The sequence below is a fragment of the Rossellomorea vietnamensis NBRC 101237 genome, from assembly GCF_001591825.1.
In the GTDB taxonomy this organism is placed as follows: Bacteria; Bacillota; Bacilli; order Bacillales; family Bacillaceae_B; genus Rossellomorea; species Rossellomorea vietnamensis.
In genome coordinates this window covers 57,311-78,213 of the sequence record NZ_BCVQ01000014.1, presented here as the reverse complement: position 1 = coordinate 78,213, position 20,903 = coordinate 57,311, and the positions used below count along the sequence as shown (strand labels likewise).

The 20,903-nt window shown below is 49.0% G+C and carries 17 protein-coding genes; all 17 read right to left on the bottom strand.

Translation table 11 applies throughout. The features are described from left to right. Nucleotides 1–8: 8 nt before the first annotated feature. On the bottom strand, nucleotides 9–1,424 hold the full coding sequence (gene leuC / locus BVI01S_RS09920) for a 3-isopropylmalate dehydratase large subunit (protein WP_061810026.1): 1,416 nt from the start codon (nucleotides 1,422–1,424) through the stop codon (nucleotides 9–11). Between the two features lie 105 nt (nucleotides 1,425–1,529). Next, complete coding sequence (gene leuB, locus BVI01S_RS09915; protein WP_061810025.1) at nucleotides 1,530–2,642, bottom strand: 3-isopropylmalate dehydrogenase; 1,113 nt, start codon at nucleotides 2,640–2,642, stop codon at nucleotides 1,530–1,532. Nucleotides 2,643–2,702: 60 nt separating this feature from the next. After that, a complete protein-coding gene (locus BVI01S_RS09910) occupies nucleotides 2,703–4,253 on the bottom strand; it encodes a 2-isopropylmalate synthase (protein WP_061810024.1) in 1,551 nt (516 codons plus the stop codon). Then, nucleotides 4,240–5,280 (bottom strand): ketol-acid reductoisomerase, encoded by a 1,041-nt coding sequence (gene ilvC / locus BVI01S_RS09905; RefSeq protein WP_082804706.1) that lies wholly within the window; start codon nucleotides 5,278–5,280, stop codon nucleotides 4,240–4,242. The genes BVI01S_RS09910 and ilvC overlap by 14 nt, the downstream gene beginning before the upstream one ends. Before the next feature lie 40 nt (nucleotides 5,281–5,320). Continuing rightward, the gene (gene ilvN / locus BVI01S_RS09900; RefSeq protein ID WP_034761039.1) at nucleotides 5,321–5,845 is read right to left on the bottom strand and encodes an acetolactate synthase small subunit; all 525 of its coding nucleotides are present in this window, start codon (nucleotides 5,843–5,845) and stop codon (nucleotides 5,321–5,323) included. Then, entirely contained in the window at nucleotides 5,842–7,563 is a 1,722-nt protein-coding gene (gene ilvB / locus BVI01S_RS09895; RefSeq protein ID WP_061810022.1) for an acetolactate synthase large subunit, read from the bottom strand. The genes ilvN and ilvB overlap by 4 nt, the downstream gene beginning before the upstream one ends. Nucleotides 7,564–7,935: 372 nt before the next feature. Beyond that, a complete protein-coding gene (gene ilvD, locus BVI01S_RS09890) occupies nucleotides 7,936–9,603 on the bottom strand; it encodes a dihydroxy-acid dehydratase (RefSeq protein ID WP_034761035.1) in 1,668 nt (555 codons plus the stop codon). A 15-nt stretch (nucleotides 9,604–9,618) separates the two neighbouring features. Then, nucleotides 9,619–10,518 carry a branched-chain-amino-acid transaminase gene (gene ilvE, locus BVI01S_RS09885; protein WP_061810021.1) on the bottom strand — a complete coding sequence of 300 codons (900 nt, stop codon included), beginning with the start codon at nucleotides 10,516–10,518 and terminating at the stop codon, nucleotides 9,619–9,621. A gap of 472 nt (nucleotides 10,519–10,990) precedes the next feature. Beyond that, nucleotides 10,991–12,136, bottom strand: coding sequence for a homogentisate 1,2-dioxygenase (locus BVI01S_RS09880; protein WP_061810020.1), 1,146 nt, complete (start codon nucleotides 12,134–12,136; stop codon nucleotides 10,991–10,993). Further along, entirely contained in the window at nucleotides 12,102–13,067 is a 966-nt protein-coding gene (locus BVI01S_RS09875) for a fumarylacetoacetate hydrolase family protein (RefSeq protein ID WP_061810019.1), read from the bottom strand. Before BVI01S_RS09875 ends, BVI01S_RS09880 begins: the two co-directional genes overlap by 35 nt. 6 nt (nucleotides 13,068–13,073) lie before the next feature. Continuing rightward, nucleotides 13,074–13,685 carry a flavin reductase family protein gene (locus BVI01S_RS09870; RefSeq protein WP_034761025.1) on the bottom strand — a complete coding sequence of 204 codons (612 nt, stop codon included), beginning with the start codon at nucleotides 13,683–13,685 and terminating at the stop codon, nucleotides 13,074–13,076. A gap of 1 nt (nucleotide 13,686) precedes the next feature. After that, nucleotides 13,687–14,796 carry a histidinol-phosphate transaminase gene (gene hisC / locus BVI01S_RS09865; RefSeq protein ID WP_061810018.1) on the bottom strand — a complete coding sequence of 370 codons (1,110 nt, stop codon included), beginning with the start codon at nucleotides 14,794–14,796 and terminating at the stop codon, nucleotides 13,687–13,689. Between the two features lie 181 nt (nucleotides 14,797–14,977). Continuing rightward, nucleotides 14,978–16,093 carry a 4-hydroxyphenylpyruvate dioxygenase gene (hppD, locus tag BVI01S_RS09860; RefSeq protein WP_061810017.1) on the bottom strand — a complete coding sequence of 372 codons (1,116 nt, stop codon included), beginning with the start codon at nucleotides 16,091–16,093 and terminating at the stop codon, nucleotides 14,978–14,980. A gap of 120 nt (nucleotides 16,094–16,213) precedes the next feature. After that, nucleotides 16,214–17,641 carry a dihydrolipoyl dehydrogenase gene (gene lpdA / locus BVI01S_RS09855; RefSeq protein WP_061810016.1) on the bottom strand — a complete coding sequence of 476 codons (1,428 nt, stop codon included), beginning with the start codon at nucleotides 17,639–17,641 and terminating at the stop codon, nucleotides 16,214–16,216. Continuing rightward, nucleotides 17,642–18,817: a dihydrolipoamide acetyltransferase family protein gene (locus BVI01S_RS09850; RefSeq protein ID WP_061810015.1), complete on the bottom strand. Its 1,176-nt coding sequence runs from the start codon at nucleotides 18,815–18,817 to the stop codon at nucleotides 17,642–17,644. It abuts the gene before it with no gap. Nucleotides 18,818–18,832: 15 nt separating this feature from the next. Continuing rightward, complete coding sequence (locus tag BVI01S_RS09845) at nucleotides 18,833–19,828, bottom strand: alpha-ketoacid dehydrogenase subunit beta (protein ID WP_061810014.1); 996 nt, start codon at nucleotides 19,826–19,828, stop codon at nucleotides 18,833–18,835. A 1-nt stretch (nucleotide 19,829) separates the two neighbouring features. Then, entirely contained in the window at nucleotides 19,830–20,894 is a 1,065-nt protein-coding gene (gene pdhA / locus BVI01S_RS09840) for a pyruvate dehydrogenase (acetyl-transferring) E1 component subunit alpha (protein WP_061810037.1), read from the bottom strand. Nucleotides 20,895–20,903 lie beyond the last annotated feature (9 nt).

The following is a 20,903-nucleotide window of genomic DNA, read 5'->3' as shown; positions in this document are numbered from 1 at the left end:
TTCACCTCCTATGAAATCGGCATTTTTTCAAGCTTTCGTACGTCGGTCAATTTCCCTGTGATGGCCGCGGCTGCTGCCATGGAAGGACTGAGAAGATGGGTTCTTGAACCATTCCCCTGCCTGCCTTCAAAGTTCCGGTTGGAAGTCGATGCACAGCGTTTGCCGGGTGGGACGATATCGTCATTCATGGCGAGACACATGCTGCATCCCGCTTCCCGCCATTCAAAACCAGCTTCTGTAAAGATCGTATCCAAGCCTTCCTCTTCTGCCTTTTTCTTCACTTTAAACGAACCGGGAACAACCAATGCGGTGACGCCCTGCTTAACGCTGTGCCCTTTCACCACTTCAGCCGCCGCTCTCAAGTCACTCAAGCGTGAATTCGTACAAGAACCGATAAATACATAATCAACCTCGATGTTTTCGATTCTCATTCCGGCTTCAAGCCCCATATAATGAAGCGCCCGCTCAACCCCTTCCCTTTCAGAAGGGTCACCGTACTCATCCGGATGAGGGACGGACCTTGAAATCCCGGCACCCATCCCCGGGTTCGTCCCCCATGTCACATGAGGTTCAATTTCTTCACCCTTCACCTCAATTCTGTGATCATAGGTGGCGTCACGATCGCTTGTCAGGGATTGCCACTCTTCCTTGCACTGCTGGAAGGATTTGTTCTTGGGAAGATATTCCCTGCCCTCTAAATAGTCAAAGGTCGTTTCGTCGGGACTGATCAATCCTGCTTTCGCACCTGCTTCAATGCTCATATTACAGACGGTCATTCTTTCTTCCATGGACAGATTGCGAATTACGTCTCCCGTGAATTCGATGACATATCCGGTGCCGAAACCGACTCCGTAGGTGGAAATGATGTTCAGGATCACGTCTTTTGCCGTGACACCGAATCCGAGCTCCCCTGAGACTTCGACTTGAAGGGTCCGGGGCTTGGATTGCCACAATGTCTGAGTCGCCAGTACATGCTCCACCTCACTCGTCCCGATTCCAAAGGCCAGTGCCCCGAACGCTCCGTGTGTGGAAGTATGGCTGTCTCCGCATACGATCGTTTTCCCCGGTTGGGTCAGACCCAATTCAGGACCGATGACATGGACAATTCCTTGATCGGGATGATGAATGTCTGCCAGGGTGACGCCGAACTCTGCACAGTTCTTCTTCAACGTCTCCATTTGCAGTCGGGCAATCTGATCCCTGACAATGTGACGCTCCCTTGTCGGAACGTTGTGGTCCATGGTCGCGTAAGTCAGATCCGGCCTCCTGAGCTTGCGATCTTTCAGGCGAAGCCCCTCGAATGCCTGGGGGGATGTTACTTCATGTACAAGGTGAAGATCGATGTATAATAAATCCGGCTTGCCCTTTTCCCTGTGTACGATGTGCTTTTCCCATATCTTTTCGATGATATTTTTCCCTGCCATGAACTCCCTCCTGGTTTGGTAAGATTTTATTTCAATGAAGACTGTTTTGGTGGAGAGAGTGACCGATGACTTCCGCTCCGGCCACCCGCTCCATGAAATTCTTTATTACAAGTACGCTGCCAGGATGGAGGACAGGGCGTGATCCGCTTCCAGACGCTCTACGACCAGCTGACTCATGGCACCCGTTCCGACGACGGTTCCGCGTCCCATCGTCCAAAGGTCTCCTGTCCGGTAGCCTGCATTCAGGACTTCCTGAACCCCCATTTCGATCATTTCCGCTTCTTCTTTCAAGCCGAAGGAATGGCGAAGCATCATGGCAACCGATAGAATCATAGCCAGTGGATTGGCTTTTCCTTTTCCGGCGATATCAGGGGCGGATCCGTGAACCGGTTCGTAAAGGCCGAATGAGTCCCCCCTTAAACTGGCGGAAGGAAGCATCCCAAGTGAGCCTGTGATCATGGAGGCTTCGTCGCTCAGGATGTCACCGAACATGTTCTCGGTCACGAGCACATCGAATTGTTTCGGCTGATACATCAGCTTCATGGCTGCGACATCCACAAGCATGTGTTCGACTTCTACATCCGGATATTCACCGGCCACTTCATTTACGACTTCCCGCCACATTCGACTGGTTTCCAGAACGTTTGCCTTGTCGACGGACGTTAGTTTTTTCTTGCGTTTCTGAGCCAGCTTGAATGCTTTATGGACGATCCGTTCAATTTCACTTTTTTCATAGACCAGGGTGTCAACGGCCACTTCATCCCGCTTCCCCTGGCGGCCGGACGGCTGACCGAAATACAATCCACCCGTCAGCTCCCTGACAATCACCAAATCTACTTCTTCCACAATCTCCCGTTTGAGCGGGGATGCCCCCAGTAAACTTTCAAATGCCTTCACCGGGCGCAGATTCGCGAAAAGGTCGAACTCTTTTCGGATGGCCAGGAGCCCTTTTTCAGGACGGATCTCTTTCGGCAAGTGCTCCCATTTCGGTCCTCCGACTGCCCCTAATAGGACAGTATCGCTCTCTTTACAAAGCTTGATCGTTTCAGGAGGTAACGGTGTACCGAAGCGATCAACGGCCGATCCCCCGATGAATCCTTTCTCGACTTCGAATTCATGACCGAACCAATCACCCACTGCCTTCAGTACTTCTAATGCCCCGTCCATAATCTCTTGACCGATACCGTCTCCTGGTAGTACAGCGATTTTTCTCTTCATTAGAATTACCTCCTGATTTTTTGGTTTATGAGGAGCCTTATAATTCAAGGCTCCCGTGGTTTATAAGCTGGCTTGCACCGCTTCTTTCCCTCTTGAGTGTGATCGCTGTGCCGACCGGTTCACAGCATTTAGATACGCGCGGGCAGATGCTTCCAATACATCCTGAGCGGTTCCGCGTCCGCTTGTATTTTCACCGTCATACTCCAGTCGGACATACACTTCGGCAAGGGCATCACGGCCTCCGCCCACTGAGTTGATTTTGTAATCCAAGAGCTTTGACTTGCCCGGAAGGATTTTTTCGATGGTATTGTAAATGGCTTCCACACTTCCGGATCCCGTTGAAGCAAGGCGGGTGACGTTACCGTCTTCAAACTTCAATTCGATCGTAGCCGTCGGGATATTGTCCATCCCATATTGAACTTGCATTCGTTCCAGTGTGAACCCGACACCTTCAGTCATTTCCGTCTGTTTATTCGTCAGGATGCTGAAGAGATCTTCATCGACGATTTCCTTCTTCTTATCCGCAAGATCTTTAAATGTGTGGAACGCTTCGTTCAACTTTTCATCCGTTAAGTCAAAGCCCAGCTCGACGGCTTTATTTTTGAATGCGTGACGTCCTGAATGTTTTCCGAGAACGAGACGGTTGGAATTCACTCCGATCAGTTCCGGTGTGATAATTTCGTACGTTGTTTTTTCTTTCAATACGCCATCCTGATGGATGCCTGACTCATGGGCGAAGGCATTATCCCCTACAACCGCTTTGTTAGCCGGTACCCTCATCCCCGTCAGCTTACTGACAAGAGAGCTTGTTTTCTTGATTTCATCCAGCTTCAGTCTGGTCGTCGCCCCGTAGAAATCTTCACGGATGCGAAGGGCAACAGCGACTTCCTCCAAGGCTGCATTCCCGGCACGTTCACCGATTCCATTGATGGTTCCCTCAATTTGATCGGCTCCGTTTTCAATGGCTGCAAGGGAATTGGCCGTCGCCATCCCCAGGTCATCATGGCAGTGTGCCGATAGCTTTACCCCGCCGATATTCGGTACATTTTCTCTTACGTACCGAAACAGTTCACCGTATTTATGTGGGGTGATATACCCCACCGTATCGGGAAGATTGATGACGGAAGCTCCGGCATCAATAACCCTCTCCATGATCTTCACTAAAAAGTTGAGATCCGATCTGCAAGCATCTTCCGCCGACCACTGAACGACCGGGAAAAATTTCTTCGCGTACTGAACCGCCTGCACGGCTGTATCGATGACCTGATCCGGTGTCATCTTCAGCTTATGGGTCATGTGAATCGGGGAGGTTGCAAGGAAGACATGCAGCCTTGGTTCCGCCGTTCCTTTAAGGGATTCCCATACTGCATCGATGTCCCGCTGCTGTGCCCGCGCAAGGCCCGTTACCGAGCTGTTCTTGATCGTGGAACCAATCCGCTGCACGGCATCGAAGTCCCCTTTTGAAGCTGCAGGAAATCCAGCTTCAATGACGTCCACCCCGAGTCTCTCCAGCTGCTTCGCTACCTCGATTTTCTCAATCGTATTCAGATTTACGCCCGCTGACTGTTCTCCGTCCCGTAGAGTCGTGTCAAAGATCTCAATGGTTCGCACTCGCTACCACTTCCTTTTCTTTAGTAGAAGGTTTCTGTACAAATGGCATCATTTTACGAAGCTCCCTGCCAACGACTTCGATCGGGTGCTGACTTTCACGCTGATTGATGGCGTTGAATTCCGGACGGTTCGCCTGGTTCTCCAGGATCCACCCCTTCGCAAATTTTCCTGTTTGGATATCCGTCAGTACTTCCTTCATGCGGGCTTTCGTTTCCTCGTTCACTACCCTTGGACCTGAAACGAAATCTCCCCATTGAGCCGTATCTGAGATTGAATAGCGCATTCCTTCCAATCCCTGTTCATACATCAAATCAACGATGAGCTTCAATTCATGTAAACACTCGAAATAGGCGACTTCTTTTTGATAACCGGCTTCGACCAGTGTTTCAAATCCTGCTTTCACAAGGGATGTCACTCCTCCGCAAAGGACTGCCTGTTCCCCGAAGAGATCGGTTTCTGTTTCTTCCTGGAAGGATGTTTCCAAGATTCCTGCACGTCCTGCGCCGACACCTTTGGCATATGCCAGGGCCAGTTCTGCGGCTTGACCTGAAGCGTCTTGGTAAACCCCGAAGAGTGCAGGTACCCCGGCTCCTTCTTCAAAGGTCCTTCTTACAAGATGTCCGGGTCCTTTAGGGGCAACAAGGAAGACATCCACATCTTCCGGAGGGACGACCTGATGGAAATGGATATTGAATCCGTGTGCAAATGCGAGTGCTTTACCTGGTGACAGGGCGGGCTTGATTTCTGCTTCATATACTTTCGGCTGATGCTCATCCGGCAGGAGAACCATGATGACATCCGCCTGTTCGCTCGCTTCCCTAACGGAGTAGACATCGAATCCGTCCTTTTCCGCCTGGTCCCACGACTTTCCTTTTCGTAATCCCACTACAACATCAAATCCGCTTTCCTTCAGATTTTGAGCATGTGCGTGACCTTGTGAGCCATAACCGACAACCGCTACTTTCTTCCCTTTCAAAACCTCTTCATTCACATCTCCGTTATAATATACCTTTACCATTTCCCTCATCCTCTCCATTTTTCGAATAATAAGTTTATTAACATTACTTCTAATTCACAATCGAATACTGTTTCAGATCCGTGACCGATTTTCCATTGCCCCTGGCAAATGCCGTGATGCCGGTTCGGGCGATCTCTTTGATTCCATATGGTCTTAACAGGTCGATGATGGCTTCGATCTTGGATGTCTCCCCGGTTACCTGCACCGTTACACTGTCCCTTGCCACATCAATGATGGCGGCTCTGAACGGTTCAACAATGCCGTTGATTTCAGATCGTGTCTGCCCCGTACTCAACACCTTGATAAGGGCCAGTTCCCTGGCAACGACTCCTTGATCCGTGATGTCTGACACCTTGAGGACATCGATCTGTTTATGGAGCTGCTTCAGGAGCTGTTCGATTTTACGATCGTCTTCTACGTTGACGACGAAGGTCATCCTCGAAATCCCTTCCGTTTCTGTATATCCGACCGAAATACTTTCAATATTGAACTGACGCTTTGTAAACAATCCGGTCACCCTGTTCAAGACACCGCTCCGGTTATGAACAAGGGCTGTTACAATCCGTTTCCTCATGGTTTCACTCCTAACATTTCGTGTAATCCTTTACCTGGAGCCACCATCGGGTAGACATTTTCCTTCGGGTTCACCCAGCAATCGATGAGCACCGGTTCATCACTTGTTAAAGCTTCTTTTAAAACAGAATCGACTTCTTCCTGGGTTTTCACTTTATATCCTTTGATCCCATATGATTCAGCCAGTTTTACAAAATCAGGCTGGGTGGAGAAAACCGATTGGGAATACCTCTCTTCGAAGAACGTTTCCTGCCACTGCCTCACCATTCCAAGTGTGCCGTTATTGAGAAGGACCACTTTTACAGGAAGGTTCAATTCTTTCAAGAGGACAAGCTCCTGAAGAGTCATCTGGAAGCCTCCATCTCCTACAAAGGCGACCACTGTATTGTCCGGGTTTGCTAACTGTGCCCCGATTGCTGCGGGGAATCCGAATCCCATCGTGCCTAGTCCTCCGGATGTGACCCAGTTATTCGGCTTTTTAAAAGAATAGTATTGGGCCGCCCACATTTGATGCTGACCCACGTCCGTTGTGACGACGGCTTCCCCATTCGTCATTTCGTACACCTGCTCAATCAACCGCTGTGGGGACAATACATCATGAGCCTGGTTATACCAGAAAGGATATTCCCTTTTGTATGATGTAAGATGCTGATGCCAGGCATCGAAATCGGGCTTCTCGGACTCATGTTGAAGGAGCCTGGTAAGCGCCTGTTTCGCATCGGCCACGATCGGGATCTGGGTTTCAACGTTCTTGCCAATCTCAGCCGGGTCGATGTCGATATGAACCACTTTGGCCCTCGGTGCAAAGGTAGCGAGATTCCCTGTTAAACGATCATCGAAACGGGCCCCGATATTGATGAGCAAGTCACATTCATGGATGGCCATATTACTCGTATAACATCCGTGCATCCCCGCCATGCCAAGAAACAGGGTATGGTCTGCCGGGAATCCCCCTAATCCCAATAAGGTGTGAACCACCGGGATGTCATATTGTTCAGCGAATGCCTTCAATTCCTCCGTGGCCTTTCCGTGAAGCACTCCAGCCCCTGCAAGGATGACGGGCTGCTTCGACACCTTGATCGCATCCACCAGCTTCTTTATTTGGAGGGGATTCGGATAAAAGTTGGGCTGATAACCGGGTAAGTCCATCTCCACTTCGTGTACCGGGTAGGCCTGCTCTAAGGTCAAGTCTTTTGGAATATCGACCAGTACGGGTCCGGGCCTCCCGGTTGATGCGATGTGAAAGGCTTCCTTCACGATCCTCGGTAAATCTTTAATATCCCGCACCTGGTAATTATGCTTGGTGATCGGCATCGTGATGCCTACCACGTCCGCTTCCTGGAATGCGTCGGTCCCGATGACCCCCGACGCCACCTGCCCCGTAAAGACGACCAGCGGAAGGGAGTCCATCATGGCATCGGCAATCCCTGTCACGAGATTGGTAGCACCAGGTCCAGATGTCGCAATGACCACACCCGGCTTCCCTGATACCCTTGCATAACCCTCAGCCGCGTGGATGGCCCCTTGTTCATGGCGGGCGAGTACGTGCTTGATCGGGGCTTTGTATAGAGCATCGTAAATCGGCAAGACCGCTCCTCCAGGGTACCCAAACAGAATCTCAACCTTTTCCTCCTTTAAAGCTTTCATGAGCATATCAGCGCCGTTGCCGTTTTCTGTCAGTGTCTGTGAAGCCGGTTCTGCCTCTACCTTCGCTCTCATTGCCAATCTCCTCCCCTTATTAAATTGCTATGATTGATTTTTCACTCAGCATGGTTCAACAATTCATTCAAACAAAAAAGACCTTTCCACCCACTACGACAGAGTTCATCTTTCGCAGGGGCGAAAAGGTCTTGATCCTTTCCACGGTACCACCCTCGTTCAGAGATGATCGATATCATCTCCCTTGGCAGGCTGATCGGTTTCATCAGCCTTTGTTTTTGTAACGAGTATCATCTACTCGATCGTTCCTACTTACACGGTTCAGAACGATACTCAGAGGGGATGTCGGTATTGGTTGTATTACTGGTTTGCAGCACCACCAGCTCTCTGAAAATACAGCTCCCAATCCTTTAACCTCTTCAACGCTTTCACTTATTCCGTTTTCAAGATTCCACCTGTACTTGCTGATGTAACAAGTTTTGCGTATCTTGCAAGATACCCTTTTTTGATTTTCGGAGCAGGCTGTACCCACTCCTGTTGCCTGAACGTCAACTCTTCTTCAGAAACCATGAGGGAAATCGTCCGGTTTGTAAGATCAATGAAGATGGGATCTCCATTTTCCACCACACCGATCGGCCCTCCTTCGGCTGCTTCAGGGGAGACATGCCCGATGGAAATACCACGGGATGCTCCTGAAAATCTGCCGTCTGTCATGAGTGCGACTTTCTTCTCAAGCCCGCGTCCTGCAATGGCTGCCGTCGGTGCCAGCATCTCCGGCATTCCCGGACCGCCCTTTGGACCTTCATATCTGATAACGACAACATGACCTTCTTTCACTTCTCCGCTTTCAATTCCGGCAAGGGCATCATCCTGGGATTCATATACAATCGCTTCACCCATGAATGTTTTAATGGATGGGTCGACTGCCCCCACTTTGATGACACCGCCATTAGGAGCGATATTGCCGAAGAGAACGGATAATCCCCCGACTGGACTGTGGGCATTTTCCCTGCGGCGGATGACATCATCATTTTGAATATGCGCATCCTTCACATTTTCATAAAGTGACTTCCCTGTAACCGTGATACGGTCTTTGTGTACAGCTTCCATTTCACAGAGCTCTTTAATGATGGCGCTGACCCCTCCTGCATTGTGAACATCCTGCATGGAGTAATCGGATGCCGGGCTTATCTTGGATAGGTAGGGAACCCTTTCTGCGACTTTATTGATCCGGTTGATGTCATAATCGATTTCCGCCTCATTCGCAATCGCCAGCGTATGAAGGACCGTATTCGTCGAGCCTCCCATCGCCATATCCAGGGCGAAAGCATCATCGATGGTATCTTCCGTGATGATATCCCTCGGTTTGATATCTTTCTTAACCATTTCTACGAGGTACTTTGCTGCATCCTTGATTAACTGGTGACGCTCATTAGAAGTAGCCACGATCGTTCCATTACCCGGTGGAGCCATTCCGAGCATCTCCATAAGGGAATTCATGGAGTTCGCCGTGAACATCCCGGAGCATGACCCACAGGTCGGACAGGCATTGGCTTCGATATCGAGAAGCTGTTCTGCCGTCATCCTTCCTGACTGATGGGCTCCGACCCCTTCGAAAACGGATACGAGTGATAGTGGCTTCCCTTCACTCGATACTCCTGCTTCCATGGGGCCTCCCGATACGAAAACGGAAGGGACATTGGTTCTGACTGATGCCATCAGCATTCCCGGTGTGATCTTGTCACAGTTTGGAATGTAGAATACTCCGTCAAACCAGTGAGCGTTGATGACGGTTTCTGCCGAGTCGGCGATCAGTTCGCGACTTGGGAGTGAGTACCTCATCCCGATATGCCCCATGGCGATCCCGTCATCCACACCGATCGTATTGAATTCGAACGGGATTCCCCCCGCTTCCCGGATCGCTTCTTTCACCACCTGGGCGAATCCGTTTAAATGCATATGACCGGGGATGATGTCGATATAAGAGTTACATACCCCGATAAATGGTTTTTCCATGTCTTCGAGCTTGACTCCCGTCGCGTAGAGTAAACTGCGGTGGGGAGCCCGGTCGATCCCTTTCTTGATCATGTCACTTCGCACGTCATCACCTCCAACTTAGCCAACTTGAGCGTTTTGTTTGTAAACTTTTCTTCCATCCTGCGTGACAGTGTTTCTGAATTCCTGCAATAATTGATTTGTATACTTTCCAGGTTTTCCGTCTCCGATGACACGTCCGTCAACTTTTACAACGGCAATGACTTCAGCGGCTGTTCCTGTTAAGAACACTTCATCTGCTGTATATACATCATGTCGGGTGAAGACTTCTTCTTTCATCTCGAAACCTGATTTTTCGGCAATTTCGATGATCGCATTCCGGGTGATCCCTTCGAGCGCTCCTACATATCCTGGAGGTGTAAGGATTTTCCCTTTCTTCACGATGAAGATGTTATCAGCCGATCCTTCTGCTACATATCCTTGATCGTTCAACATCAAAGCTTCGCTTACGCCTGCAAGGTTGGCTTCGATTTTAACGAGAATGTTATTTAAGTAGTTTAATGATTTAACTTTAGGTGAAAGTACATCCGCACGATTTCGCCGGCTTGCGACGGTAACGATATCAATGCCCGTTTCATATAAGCTTTTAGGGAATAGAGCCAGTTGTTCAGCAATGACGATGATCTGTGGCTTCCTGCAAGTGAATGGATCCAACCCCAGGTTTCCAACACCCCTGGAAATGACCACCCGTATGTAGGCATTTTCGAGCTTATTTTTTTTCAATGTATCAACGATAATGTCGCTCATCTCTTCTTTAGAGAGTTCAATGTGCAGCATGATGGATTTTGCTGAGTCATAAAGGCGATCAACATGTTCATCCAGACGGAACACGTTCCCATCGTACATTCGAATCCCTTCGAACACTCCATCTCCATATAGAAAACCATGGTCGTACACAGATACAACTGCGTCTTCCTTTTTTACGTATTGTCCGTCTAAGTAGATCCACTGTTCGTTCATGTTAATCATTCCTTTCCCGGTTGTGATTTATTTGATTATTCAGAAATTTATTTTTGCAACGAAAGTACGTTGACTGGATAAGCCTACTCAGAACGCGGCTGATTGGTTTGTGACTACCGCTTCCCGCCGGCTCTGTTTTTTATATTGAGGACAATATTACTCCCGTTTCCCAGGAAGGTCAACAGGCTTTTTGTAAATTATTTGACTATTTAGATTAATCTGATTATAAGTAAACGCTTACATCTTTGTCCTTATAGAGTTTGTGGGAGGAAAAAAATTTTTGAGAATTTTTTCATTAAGGGTGGTGAATGGTGGTTCAGATTTGGAGAATGCCTCTTGAAAAATTTTTCGACAAAATCCTACAGCTATCGGCGTTCGGGGAGTTTGTACCCAGCCGGATCGAATCTGGAATAGGCATGTTTATGCAACAAAAAAAGAATCAATCCAGAGTCAGGCCTCTGGATTGATTCTTCTAAACCCATGTAAACATATAATTCTGATCTTCGACATCGTTTGCTTCTTTGACGATTTTCAACGGCTTGAAGGTATCGATCATGACAGCGAGCTCCAAGGTTTCTTTTTTTCCGACACTGGCTTCCGTCGTTCCTGGATGAGGCCCGTGTGGTATCCCGCTCGGATGTAGCGTGATCGACCCTTCTTTGATCCCCTTCCTGCTCATGAAATTCCCTTCCACATAATACAGCAGTTCATCACTGTTCACATTGCTGTGGTTATAGGGAGCCGGGATCGATTCAGGATGATAATCATATAATCGCGGCACGAATGAACATACAACGAAGTTATGACCTTCAAACGTCTGGTGAACAGGCGGCGGCTGATGGACACGGCCGGTGATCGGCTCGAAATCCTCTATGTTGAATACCCATGGATATAAATATCCATCCCATCCGACGACGTCCAGTGGATGATGATCCAATACATGGGAATGAAGCGCACCCCTGGATTTGGTGATCACTTCAAACTCTCCCTTTTCATCCTTCGTTTCAAGCTTCTCCGGTCCCCGCAGATCACGTTCACAAAACGGACTGTGTTCCAGCAGCTGCCCGTACTCGTTACGATAGCGACGGGGAGTGGTGATCTGGCTGAAGGACTCGACGATCAGCATCTTCGTCTCTTCTTCAGGAACGACCCGGTAGATGGTCCCAATCGGAATCACCACATAATCTCCTTTTCCATACGTGATCGTACCGAACATCGTCTCTACCTTTCCTTTACCAAAATGGATATAAAGCATTTCATCACCGTCACCATTCCGGTAAAAGCTTGTCATCTCTTCCGTGACATAGGCGGTTCCAATCAATAAATCGGAGTTACCAAGTAAATACTCACGGCTCTTTAAGGCACACCCTTTCTTCTCGACTTTGTCTGTAAAGAAATGTCGATGACGCAGAGCACCCTCTTCCTCAAATTCCGGCATATAACTGCCTAAAAACTCTGTTTTCGCCACAGCCGTGGGCAAGTGATGATGATACAGGATCGACTGGGTTCCCGAGAATCCCTTCGTTCCCATGACCTGCTCCCTGTAAAGCGTTCCGTCTTCCTTTTTAAACATGGTGTGACGTTTATGAGGTATGTTCCCCAATTGACGATAGTACATGGTCCTCCCCCTTTCTTCTCTCTACAATCGTATTCCTTAATACTCCTAATCCCTTAATCTCTAATTCCACTACGTCCCCGGGCTTCAACCACGGATGCATTTCGGGACCAAGCTCTAAAATGCAGCCGCTGCCGACCGTACCGGATCCGATCACCTCACCGGGATACAGGGTGACGTCTCTCGATGCGCGCTCGATCATGTCTTCAAATGTATAATGAATATCCTGATAATTCCCCTCGGATAAGAGCTTCCCATTCACTTTTGCCGTCATGGGCAGATCAAGACGTTCCCCGTTTCGATACGTATCCATCTCATCCTTCGTCACTACATAAGGTCCGAATGACGTGGCAAAATCCTTTCCTTTCGCAGGACCGAGCCCGACTTTCATTTCATGCTTCTGGATGTCCCTTGCACTCCAGTCATTCATGATCATATAGCCGTAAATGAATTCTTCCGCATTGGCCGGGGAAATGTTCCTGCCTTCTTTTCCGATGACGCAGGCGATTTCCAGCTCGTAATCGAGCCACTCACAGCCGGCAGGTTTCGCGATGGGATCGCCTGGACCTTTTACAGCTAAGTGATTGGTGAAATAAAACACGGGAATGTCATACCATTCCGGCACCACATCGAGCCCCCTTCGTTTACGGGCCGTTTTCACATGCTCTTCGAAGGCATAGAAATCCCGGATGCTCACAGGTCTTGGAATCGGCGATGTCAGGGTGATATCACGTATTGAATGCACTCCCTTGTCTTTCTCCAAAAAGCTTCCGAGCTCATTCATCCGTTTTATGCCTTCGTCACCAAGATTGATGATGGATATCATATCTTTAGGGAGTGAGCCTCCGCTCACAGCATGGATATCCACGACAAGTTCATCCTGAACCATCCCCGCCTTTACTTCTCCATCTATTAAAAAACTAACCAACTTCACGTGTCATCACCTTTTTCGAATCAATTCAAATGAATCGGATAATGGTTTAGTGTACATCTGGCCGGCAAGCCTTCCCACCGGTTTGAGTTTCTCTGAATCTATTTTCCCGTCATAGTAGAGTTCATCATTGATCCTGACACACTCCACCTTCCCGATGACAAGGCTTCCTGCACCGGGATGATCGCCGAAGTGAAGGACCTCATGAAGCACGCATTCCAACTGAACCTTGCTTTCCGTCACTCCAGGAGGCTTTACCGTGATGGACTCCTTCTTCGTCAGTCCGACCTGTTCAAATTCATCCACGTCGGAATCAAATTCGATGGCACAGTTATTCATCTCCTCCACAAACTCTTCACTGACGATGTTGATGACAAATTCCTTCGTTTTCTCGATATTTCGAAGGGTATCCTTTTTGCTGCCATCTTTCCCTCTTCTCATGGGAGAGAAGCAGACGAGCATAGGCTCTGCAGAAATCGCCGTAAAGAAGCTGTATGGAGCGAGGTTCGCATTCCCTTTTTCATCAATGGACGAAACAAAGGCAATCGGCCTTGGCAGAATCGAGCCGATCATCAATTTATACGCTGACTGCCACTCAAGGGTCTGGGGTTTGATGTCCATTTCACTTCACCCCTTTGTTATTCAAAATGACTTCAAGAGCTTTTACGAATCGTTTATTATCCTCTTCTGTTCCAACCGTGACCCTGACCGTGTCCGGGTATCCCAGAAGCGTTCCTGAACGGACGACGAGGCCCTCTTTTACGAGTTCATGGGACACCACGTCTCCATTCAAGCCTGTGTCCACCATGATGAAGTTGGATTGAGAAGGGAAATAGGATAAGCCCATCCGGTCGAATTCCCCCTCCAAGTAATGACGGCCCTGTTCGTTCTTATGGGTGCATTCCCTTATAAACGCCTGATCTTCCAGGGCAATGATCGCCGATTTCTGGGCAACGGTATTCACATTGAAGACATCCTTCACTTTACGGAGCTGTTCAGCAATTTCCTCATTCATGACTCCGAACCCGACCCTTAACCCGGCAAGGCCATAAATTTTTGAAAATGTCCTGAGGACGATCAGGTTTTCGAATGCCGGCAGAAGCGGCAGGGTTTCTAAATAATCATCGGTTGTCACGTACTCCATATAAGCTTCATCGACCACCACGAGAACGTTGGATGGGACACTTTCGATAAATTGCAGGAGTTCCTTTTTCCCTACGATGGTCCCCGTAGGATTATTGGGGTTGCAGACAAAGATCAGTTTTGTTCTTGGAGTGATGTGTTCATGCATGCCCTGTAAATCATGGGTACCGGCAACGAGAGGGACAATGACGGGTGTGCCTCCCTCTAACAACACATTGGTCTGATACCTCGGAAACGTCACATCGGCCATGATCGCCTCGTCTCCGCTACTCAAATAGGCCCTCGTCAACAGCCGGATCACTTCATCCGATCCGTTCCCGAATACGAGTTGTTCTTTCGGAACGCCCAAGAACGCTGAAACTTTTTGACTCAGGTCCACCGCAGCCCCGTCCGGATATAAAAACAGGTCGCTTCCGTTTTCTTTAAACCACTCTTTCACTTTCGGGGAGCAGCCATATATATTTTCGTTTTCCGATAACTTTCTGATCGAGCTGAGTCCATGCTCCTTCTTTAAATCTAGAAGCGTCTTCCCCAGCACATATGGAGCGATATGTGTGACCGCTTCCCTTGTTTTGAACTTCAGTGCCATACATATACCCTCGCCTTCCTCATGGATGAAGGGGGTTGACTCATGTGCTAGCTTATCTTCCCGTTAAAATATGTACATTCAATCTGTACGATATTAAGCGTAGAAGCAGCTAATCTCTACATGAGTTAACCCCCTGACCGGTCCTTTGACCCCCGTTATATATATTCTATCTATCTATTTTTTATAGGTTTCCTCTGCGCTCCTGTTCGCGTTCGATGGATTCGAAAAGTGCTTTGAAATTTCCTTCACCGAATCCCCTCGCCCCTTTACGCTGAATCACTTCGATGAATAGTGTCGGACGATCCACGATAGGCTTCGTGAAAATTTGTAGCAGGTACCCTTCGTCATCCCTGTCCACTAAAATATTCAGCTCTTTGATTTGCGAAATCTCTTCATCGATTTCACCTACACGCTCTGAGAGCATTTCGTAGTAGGAATCCGGAGTGCTCAGGAACTCTACTCCATTTTCCTTAAGGATCCCGACTGTCTTCACGATATCCTCAGTCAGGATGGCAATATGCTGCACTCCCGGACCACCGTAGAACTCAAGATATTCCTGGATTTGTGATTTACGCTTCCCTTCAGCAGGTTCATTGATCGGGAATTTGATGCGGCCCCCGTTATGCATGACCTTGGACATCAGGGCAGAATATTCTGTTGTGATGTCTTCATTCGTGAAATGACGCATTTCCTTGAAGCCCATCACTTTTTCGTAGTATTCCACCCACTCTTCCATGCGCTCCACGTTTCCGACGACGTGGTCGACAGCGATGATGCCGGCATCTTCGTTTTTAAGCGCCGTATCATATTTTTCAAAGCCAGGCATGAAAATCCCTTTGTAATCTTTACGCTCCACAAGTGTATGGATCGTGTCCCCGTATGTACCGATCACGGCTTTCTTCACTGTTCCGTTATCGTCTTCCAGTGTGGAAGGGGGCATGATTTCAATGGCACCACGTTCCACCGCTCCACTGTAAGCCTTTTCAATATCATCCACTACAAGTGCGATGTCTTTGATGCCGTCTCCGTGTTTCTTCACGAATTGGGATACCCGGCTTCCTTCATGCAGACTCCCTGTAATGAGCAATCTCACCTTGTTTTGTTGCAATACATAGGATACCGTGTCACGATTGCCTGTTTCGAGCCCTGAATAAGCAACGGTCTTGAATCCGAATGCTGTACAGAAGAAGTGGGCTGCCTGCTTGGCATTGCCTGTATAATATTCTAAATAATCGACATCTCTTACGGGAAAGACCTCTTCTGCCTTAACCTGTTTTTTTGCCACGTTCTCTTGCATATTAACCCCTCCATTAAACGTAAGTATATTCTGAATATTATAGTAAATCGTTTTGTATAACTTCTCAAGAATGGCTAGTAAAGCTTAAACGCTTCTCTGTGATGAAGTCCGTCCCTCTTTTCATCTCACTGGTTCTTTTTTTCTGGGAGGCATATGGACGGCGTCCCCCTTTAACCCTTCGACCGCTTCGAGCATGGTCTCATTCATGCTTGGGTGGGGATAGAGTGGAAAGCGAAAGTCCTCATCCCTCGCTGCCATTTCGAGTCCCATTACACCTGCAGTGATCAGCTCGACGGCACCCATCCCCATCATATGGATACCAAGGATCACATCCGTTTCACTGTCTGACACGACTTTGACGAACCCATCCTTTTCCTCTGTGAGCTGGGCGTACCCATTTCCCCTGACAGGATTCTCACTCACCGTAACTGAATACCCTTCACTCTTCGCTTCCTCTTCTGTAAGGCCGGTGTACGCAATCGGGGGACTCATCTGCACCACCGTAGGTACGAACCGCAGATCCACTTCTACCGGAAGTCCCGCCATTGCCTCTGCAGCCGCCTTCCCCTGCTTGATCGCCTTCACTGCGAGGGACGGACCTTCCGTCACATCCCCGATCGCCCAAATATGGGGAATGGAGGTCCGTCCCTCCCGATCTGTCTGGATATATCCCTTCCCGGTTGTTTCGATACGAAGGCGGTCGAGCCCGAGATCTGATAGATTCGGTTTTACTTGGCCGCTCACGACAAAGTGAGAGCCTTCGATGGAGACCGTTTCTCCCTCTTCGTTTTGGAGCTCTGCAAGGACATGTCCGTCCCTCTCACTGGCCTTTTTCAGTACGCAATCTTTGATGACACTGATTTTCTGTTTTTTTAACTGCCTGGACAATTCTTTGGAAAGGGATGGATCCAATGCTAATTCTTCACTCAGGATTAGCGTGACCCGACTTCCCAATGTTGAGAAAACGGACGCGATCTCCAATGAAATGTAATCTGCTCCATACATGATCAGTTCCCGGGGGATATCCTCCAGCTCAAACACTTGTCTTTCCTTCAGGATCGTATCATCATTGAAGATGATTTCATCCGGATAGTGAAAGTCTCCACCTGTTGCGACGATCGCCTCTTTAAAATTAAGAAGACTGAACTCATGCCCGTTTTCGACTCCGATACGGGATTCTGACAGGAATGAAGCCGTCCCTTTTATGATTTCAACCTTGTTTGCTTTACAGAGGGATTCCACACCGGTACGGAGCTGGGTGATTTTTTTATTTTTATAGTGTTGAAGAGTCGCAAGGTTTGCCTCTACTTCCCCGAACTCCATCCCCATTTCCTTCAGGTGCTTCGTCTTTTTGAATTCCTGGGCAAAATGGGTGAATACCTTTGATGGGATGCAGCCTTTATTCAAGCAGGTACCCCCCAGGTCCTCCCGTTCGATCAGCGTGACCTGTCTACCGAGGCCCGCTGCTCTGATGGCTGCGTGATAGCCTCCGGGACCTCCTCCGATGACAATGACGTCTTTTTCTTCTGTAATTTCTCCCACTACCATTTATATCAACTCCAAAAGCATGGATTGAGGCTCTTCGATCAAATCCCTCAAACGATTTGTAAAGGTCACGGCCGTCCCGCCATCCACCACTCTGTGATCAAAGGACATGGATACATTCATCATGGAACGGACGACAATGTCATCGTGTTCGTTCACCATCGGACGCTTCTTCGTTTTATGAAAGGCTATGAGGGCCACTTCCGGCTCGTTAATGATCGGGGTGGCCCCGATCGATCCGTTCAGCGGGCCGACATTACTGACCGTGAAGGTGCCTCCTTTGATCTCTTTCATCGTAAGCTTGCCTTCCTGAGCCTTGACGGTGAGTGCCTTCATTTCAGCCTGGATTTCGACCATCGTCAATCCTTCGACCCCTTTGATGACAGGAACGATCAGACCGTCATCCGTGTCGACTGCGATACCGATATTATGGTGTGGCTGAAGCTCGATGCATTCTTCCTCTTCATTGAGGCGGGCATTGAAGATCGGGAACTCTTTTAAGCAGATAGAAAGAGCTTTGATAAAAAACGCCCCCATGGAAACGGACTGGCCCCCTCTTTTCATCGTATCTTTCCAGACTAATAGATTCGTCACGTCGATTTCTTCAAAATGGGTGCAGTGAGGGATGGTTCTGAGTGAATGCGCCATCTTGGAAGCAATTTGTTTTCTCCTGCCCCTGAAAGGGATGGTGTTTGGCCCGGTTTCTGCTGGCTTCGTTTGCACAGCAGGCACGGTTTCCTCTTCAGGTTTTGGAGACGCCCCTATGTCGCCTTTCATATAGAGGAGAACATCTTCATCGACGATTCTGCCCCCGGCCCCTGAACCAACCACTTCTTCTATATTGACCCCATTTTCCCTTGCGATTTTTCTCGTATACGGGGAAGCAAGGATCCTCTTCTTCAAGACCTGAGTCGTCTGGGAAACGGTACGGCGGCTAGTATCCCTGCTTTCCTTTTCCATCAGCAATACCGTTGATCCAACGGGAATCGTCTCACCTTCACTTACGGTGAATTCCTTGATCACACCTGAAAATGGTGCCGGGATCTCAGCCGTCATTTTATCTGTTTGTACCTCTACAAGTGGTTGATCCGCTTTTACGATATCCCCCACCTTCACAAGAAAGTGATTGATATTGGCTTCGGTCATCCCTTCCCCGATATCATGAAGCTTAACTTCCATGGACTCCCTCCTTGTCTAATAGCGCGCCACTTTCTCCACTGCAGCAAGCACTCGTTTACTGTCAGGCAAATAGAAATCTTCAAATCCGAAATACGGGACAGGTGTATCGAATCCTGTTACGCGCTCTGTAGGCGCTTTTTGATATAAAAAGGATTTGTCATTGATGATCGCAAGCACATCATTTCCAACCCCACCCGTTGCATGGGCTTCGTGGACGATAACGGTTCTCCCCGTCTTCTGGACAGAGTTTGAGATCAGATCCTTATCAAGGGGGTAGAGGGTTCTGAGGTCAAGCACCTCGCAGGAGATGCCTTTATCCGCCGCTTCCTTCGCTGCGTCCTCGGCTATCTTCACCATCGCGCCCCATGCAATGATCGTGACATCCTCACCTTCTGCTACTACCTTTCCCTTCCCGATTTCCACGGTATACTTCTCTTCCGGCACTTCCTCTTTGGAAGACCGGTAGCATCTCATGGGCTCAAGGAACAGGACGGGATCGGGGTCTTCAATCGCTGCTATCAGAAGACCTTTAGCATCATACGGTGTGGCCGGACAGACAACCTTGATTCCAGGCATGTGAGTGAAAAGCGCCTCTGTGCTGTCGGAATGGATTTCCGGCGCCCGGACCCCGGCCCCATAAGGAGCCCTTATGACCAGTGGGCAGGTGAAAGACCCGAGTGTGCGTGCCCGTATTCTGGAAGCATGGGTCATGATCTGCTCATATGCCGGGTAGATGAATCCTAAAAACTGGACCTCCGTCACCGGGCGGAATCCATTCAACCCCATCCCGATGGCGGCACCGATAAAGCCGGCTTCACTTAAGGGTGTATCCAGCACCCGGTCTTCACCGAATTCCTGTTGCAGGCCGTCAGTCGCCCGGAACACTCCCCCGTTCGTCCCGATATCCTCCCCCATTAACAGGACATCCTGGTTTTCTTCGAGCATCACTCTCATGGCATCCGTGATGGCCTGAACCATCGTCAATGTTTTCATTTTCGTTAAGGTGCTCATTCTATTCACCTCTCAATTGCTCAAGGAGCTTTTCTTTTTGTTCCTGTATCGTCCATGTCGGTTTGGCAAACACATAATCAAAGATCAGGCTCGGATCTGCGGCAGGATAAGATTCAAGTTCGTCGACGGCAAGGTCCACTTCCTTCGCACATTCCTTTTGGACAGAAGCCGTCCATTCCTCGTCAAGCCAGCCCCTAAGCTCCATGTATTTTGTTAAACGATCGACAGGGTCATTATCTTTACGCCTGGACTCGCTTTCCTGCTGGCTACGGTACTTCGTCGGATCATCGGCTGTCGTATGGGCCCCGTATCTCCATGTCACCGATTCGATCAAGGTAGGTCCGTCCCCGTTCCTTGCTCGCTCCAGTGCTTTCAATGTTTCAAAATAAACGGCAAAAATATCATTGCCGTCGATGCGGACGCTTGGGATATCGTAGGCCAGGGCTTTCTGGGCAATGGTCTTTGTCTTCATTTGCTTGTGCATGGGGACAGATATGGCATATTGATTATTTTGATTGAAGAAGACGACCGGAGCCCCCCACACACTTGCCAGATTCATTCCTTCATGAAAGTCCCCCTCAGAAGTGGCGCCGTCGCCGAAATAGACAATGGCCGCATTCCGGGTTCCTTTTCTCTTTTCAGCAAAAGCCGCGCCTACCGCATGTGGAAGCTGGGTCGCAATCGGGATGCCTGGAGTGAAGATATTCTTCCCTTCAGGAGGGACACACCCTTCATTCCTCCCTTTCCAGAAAAGAAGGATATGAAGGAGCGAATGTCCGAATGTCATGGTTGCGCCATGATCGCGGTAGGATGGAAATAACCAGTCTTTCTCCTGCAGGGCAAGGGCGCTCCCCACTTGGGATGCCTCCTGACCTTCATAGGGTGCATAGGTTCCGATACGGCCCTGGCGCTGAAGGCTGACGGCTTTACGATCGAAGGTGCGGATCCTGATGAGATGCCGGTAAAACGTACGGGCCAATTCTTCTGAAATATCTTTTTCATACTCGCTTTGAACCAGTTGACCTTGTTGGTCCATCACTTGGACCAATTGAAATTCCTCGATCATTTCATCACC